Origin of the sequence: Rhizorhabdus sp., from assembly GCF_018006725.1 — a bacterium.
Taxonomy (GTDB): domain Bacteria; phylum Pseudomonadota; class Alphaproteobacteria; order Sphingomonadales; family Sphingomonadaceae; genus Rhizorhabdus.
This window is the reverse complement of the sequence record NZ_JAGMXV010000403.1, coordinates 1-3,237: the sequence shown is the minus strand read 5'-3', so window position 1 is coordinate 3,237 and position 3,237 is coordinate 1. Positions and strand designations below refer to the sequence as shown.

6 protein-coding genes are annotated in these 3,237 nt (G+C 64.8%); 2 read left to right on the top strand and 4 right to left on the bottom strand.

The annotated features are described in order from the left end of the window. The 4 genes from KAY22_RS26860 to KAY22_RS26845 all read right to left on the bottom strand — a co-directional run. Positions 1 to 340 (bottom strand): nuclear transport factor 2 family protein (locus KAY22_RS26860; protein ID WP_296626117.1); only part of this gene is annotated, 340 nt, incomplete at its 3' end. Next, a complete protein-coding gene (locus tag KAY22_RS26855; protein ID WP_296626116.1) occupies positions 337 to 840 on the bottom strand; it encodes an SRPBCC domain-containing protein in 504 nt (167 codons plus the stop codon). The genes KAY22_RS26855 and KAY22_RS26860, both read right to left, overlap by 4 nt. Positions 841 to 869: 29 nt before the next feature. After that, complete coding sequence (locus KAY22_RS26850) at positions 870 to 1,574, bottom strand: EthD domain-containing protein (protein ID WP_296626115.1); 705 nt, start codon at positions 1,572 to 1,574, stop codon at positions 870 to 872. Next, positions 1,575 to 2,510 (bottom strand): haloalkane dehalogenase, encoded by a 936-nt coding sequence (locus KAY22_RS26845; RefSeq protein ID WP_296626114.1) that lies wholly within the window; start codon positions 2,508 to 2,510, stop codon positions 1,575 to 1,577. A 137-nt stretch (positions 2,511 to 2,647) separates the two neighbouring features. Between KAY22_RS26845 and KAY22_RS26840 the strand changes: the two genes are divergently transcribed. After that, entirely contained in the window at positions 2,648 to 3,088 is a 441-nt protein-coding gene (locus KAY22_RS26840; RefSeq protein WP_296626113.1) for a nuclear transport factor 2 family protein, read from the top strand. Further along, positions 3,049 to 3,237: EthD domain-containing protein (locus KAY22_RS28045; protein ID WP_366514181.1), on the top strand; the 189-nt coding region annotated here is incomplete at its 3' end. The genes KAY22_RS26840 and KAY22_RS28045, both read left to right, overlap by 40 nt.

The window sequence follows — 3,237 nt, the reverse complement described above, 5'->3', positions numbered from 1 at the left end:
AGATCGCCGAGCCGACCGTGGTCTTGTTGCCCTCGGCCAGGTTCAGCGCATAGTCGAGCAGGGTCCACACGCCGGTCGCATTCTCGTCGTCGAGGACCTCGATCACCGGCATGTGCATGGTGTGCGAACCGACGAAATGCGGTCCGAACATCCCCCGCAAGATGTCGACGATCGCATCGCGGCCCTTCAGCTGGACATGATAGCTGCCGCCGCGATAGTCGATCGTCGCATCCTCGGCGAAGAGCGATGCCACCGTCGCCATGTCGCCGGTGTCGATCCCGCGCGAATAGCGATATTTGAGCTGGCGGATCAGCTCGATATCTTCGAGCCGAAGGGTCATGCCGCAGCCTTGCGCGCCGCGTGAATCGCCTCGGCCCGCGCCTTGAGGGCGCGCGCGGTGTCGTCGAAGGCGCGCTTCACCCAGGGGCCGCAAAAGCGCATCACATGGATGCCGTTCTCACCGAAGAAGGCGTCAGTCGACCAGTAGCGGCAACGCTCCGGGCCGTCGGCCTCGATGATCTGGTCGCGCCGTGCGGGATAAGGCCAGATCGGATTGTCGAGCAACTCCCAGCTGATCAGCCGGTCCGGAATCTTGGCGCAGACATATTCGACGTTCGGCGCGGTCTGCCCCGGCATCGTGTAGTTGAGCAGCGTCATGTGGATCGGGTCGCCAATCTCCAGCGTCGATTCCGCGCCGATGCAGAAGGGGTTCCACTTTCCGTAATTGGGCAGGTCGGTCAGCACCTCCCACACGATCGAGGCGGGGGCGTCGATCGTCACCGTCTCCGATCGCACGGTGGTGTCGGCGGGGTAGTCCGGCAGGCCGAGGTCGTCGCTCACGCATCTTCTCCTTCGATTGGTTCGGCCCGTCAGGCGAGCGTCTTCATCTCATATTGGCGCATCGGGATGCAGTCGCAGCCCTTGGCGCCGATGAAATTGGCGCAGCTGTCCAACATGCGCTTTTCATTGGCTTCGAGCTTCGACTGATCGCCGGCCGCGTCATAATAAAGCTGCTTGTCCTGGATCGCGGCGAGCGGGAAACATTCCTCGACCACGGCCGCATAGGGGCCGGCGCCGGGCGTCACCGGGCGGACGACCAGATTCTGGACATATTCGAAATTGCTCTGCGTCACGATCGCGGTTTCGGTGTGCCCGTCCTGCCAGTTGCGACGCCAGGTCTCATGGTCGAGATGATCGGGCTTCTCGATGAAGACGACCTGCGAGAAGCCTTCGGTCGGCCTGCCCGGGGGATGGGCCCGGTTCGGCAGCGGAGTGGACTCCGCGACCAGCCAGCCCTCGACGCGGCTCGACAGCTTGGCGAGCGCCGCTTCGATCGGCGCGCGCGCCGGGGGAAAGGCGGTATCGACCCAGACCTGCACCGCCGCCTCCATCTGCGGCTGCGTGACGACGAAGACAGGGTTGCTCCCCTTGGGCAGCGCATCGTCCTGCACATTGATGCGCAGCGCGCGTACATGCGGGGCGATGGCCTCGGCGACCTCGCCCAGCAGCCGTTCATTGAACGCCGCGCGGGGCGTGTCCGCATCGCGCCACAATGCGTAGATCAGCTTTTCCATTCAACCCTCCAGCTGGCGCAGAAAGTCGACGAGCGCTGCGGCCAGCGCCTCGCCCTGCTCTTCCTGCACGAAATGTCCGGCGCCCTCGATCCGCACATGCGGGGCCCGAGCGGCCCCCGGCACGCGATCGCGAAAGACCTGCTCCCACGGCGCCGTCGATGGATCGCTGTCGCTGAACGCCGTGGCGAACGGCCGGTCGAAGCCTTCGAGCACCGACCAGGCCGCCTTGTTCTGGGCGATGCCGTCGCTGTCGGGCCGCGCCGGGATCAGCGTCGTGATCGCGAGCGCCGCCGCCTTGTAGCTGGCATCCGGAAAAGGCGCGTCATAGGCGGCGAGGATCGCAGGGTCGGGCCGCTGCACACAGGTCGCCGCGACGATCTCGCTGACCGGCAGGTCGTCGCTGGTCCGGCAAAGCTCGATCCAGGGCTCGATGATCGGACCCGGCCAGCCAGCCACGCCGCGCGGCGGCTCCTCGGCGGTCGGCAGCAATGTGTTGGTCGCCATCACCCCGATGAAGCGATCGGGCATGTCCGCCAGCAGCCGCAGCCCGATCGGGCCGCCCCAGTCCTGGATCACCAGCACGATCCGTTGCAAATCGAGCTGCTCGATGAAGTCCCGCATCCAGCCGACGAAGCGATCATAGCTGAAGATGGTGCGGTCGGCGGGCTTGTCCGAGCGACCGAAGCCGACATGATCGGGCGCCACCGCGCGCCAGCCGGCGGAGGCGACCGGGCCGATCAGCTTGCGATAGAGATAGCTCCAGCTCGGTTCACCGTGGAGCATCAGGACGGTGCCGTGCACCGACTCGCCTTCGTCGACATAATGCATGCGAAGGGCGCCGAGATCGCGGTCGGCGACGTCGATATAATGCGGCTCGAATGCGAAGCCGGGCAGGCTTGCGAAACGCTCGTCCGGCGTGCGCAGCAGCTTCGACACGCAATATCCCCTCGAATCTTTTTGCGAATGCTTATGGTCCACAGTTTACGCATTGAGCATTTTGGATTGCAAGCCATTCGCGCTTCGCGCATCCTTTGACCCAATGTCGCCACCATGAGCGACGGAAAGGACGAGGGATGCTGTCGCTTCAGGAAATGTCGGACCGGCTCGAGATCCAGGATCTCATCACGCGCTACGCCTATGCGATCGACGAGCAGGACTGGGATGCGCTCGACCGCGTGTTCACCGCCGACGCGGTGATCGACTATACCGACCTCGGCGGCGCCAAGGGCAGCCTGTCGGAAACCAAGGCCTATCTTGCGCAGGCCATGCCGACCTTCCCGGCCTTCCAGCATCTGTCGACCACGACGCGCATCGACATCGACGGCGACAGCGCGAAAACCAGGACGATCCTGTTCAACCCCATGGTCATGAATCACGAAGGCGAGGAGCGCGTCTTCTTCATCGGCCTGTGGTATAATGACGAACTCGTCCGCACGGCAGACGGCTGGCGCATCCGCCACCGGCGCGAGCAGAAATGCTGGTCGTTCAACGCACCGGCGGGCTTGCTCCCATGAGCGGGCCGACCGCGAAGACGATCGGCTTCATGCCGCGCCGCGCCGATATCTCGCGCGCCGATTTTCGGGCCTATTACGAAACCCGGCACGCCGTCCTCGCGGTCCCGCTCTTCCCGTTCCGCCGCTATCGCCGCAACCATCTGGTCGAT

Coding starts and splice junctions, on each gene's coding strand:
- KAY22_RS26850 (WP_296626115.1), bottom strand. CDS start 1,574: ATGGAAAAGCTGATCTACGCATTGTGGCGCGATGCGGACACGCCCCGC.
- KAY22_RS26840 (WP_296626113.1), top strand. CDS start 2,648: ATGCTGTCGCTTCAGGAAATGTCGGACCGGCTCGAGATCCAGGATCTC.